This window comes from Caulobacter sp. 17J65-9, from assembly GCF_010975005.1.
GTDB lineage: Bacteria > Pseudomonadota > Alphaproteobacteria > Caulobacterales > Caulobacteraceae > 17J80-11.
In genome coordinates this window covers 1-608 of record NZ_JAAIVC010000349.1, presented here as the reverse complement: position 1 = coordinate 608, position 608 = coordinate 1, and the positions used below count along the sequence as shown (strand labels likewise).

The window sequence follows — 608 nt, the reverse complement described above, 5'->3', positions numbered from 1 at the left end:
GTGCAGGCCGTCCTGCGCCGCTCGGCCCCGCGCGAGGCCCCGGCGGAAGGCGCCCTGGCGCGCGGCCGCCTCAGCCTGGACCCGGACGGCTGGCGCGCCCGCTGGGAGGGCGCCGACGTCGCCCTGACCGTCACCGAGTTCGGCATCCTGCGCGCGCTGGCCGCGGCGCCCGGCAAGGTGTTCACCCGCGACCACCTGATCAGCCGCCTGCACGGCCCGGGCTTCGCGGTGACCGACCGCACCATCGACAGCCACGTGCGCAACCTGCGCGGCAAATTCGCCGGGGTCGGCGGCCACGACGTGATTGAGACCCGCGCCGGGGTCGGCTACCAGCTGGGGGCCTGCACCGGCGCGCGGGCGTGATCAGGCGGTTCAAGGCCTTCGTCCGCAGCCGCTGGCCGACCCTGCGCCTGCGCACCATCGTGCTGGCGGTGCTGATCTTCACCGCCGCCCTGCCCGGCGTCAGCGCGATCTTCCTGCGGGTGTACGAGAACACCCTGGTGCGCCAGACCGAGGCCGAGCTGGTCGCGCAGGGCGCCGCCCTGGCCGCGGCGGCGGAAGCCGCCTGGCCGGGCGCGCCCGCCCCGCAGGCGCTGCCGCCTCTGCAG

At 76.8% G+C, this 608-nt stretch carries 1 protein-coding gene and 1 pseudogene; both read left to right on the top strand.

All coding sequences use genetic code 11. The annotated features are described in order from the left end of the window. The coding region (locus G3573_RS21895) for a winged helix-turn-helix domain-containing protein (RefSeq protein ID WP_163263709.1) at positions 1–363 on the top strand (363 nt) is incomplete at its 5' end. After that, positions 360–608 (top strand): annotated as a pseudogene (locus tag G3573_RS21890) (sensor histidine kinase); the annotation flags it as partial. The gene G3573_RS21895 and the pseudogene G3573_RS21890, both read left to right, overlap by 4 nt.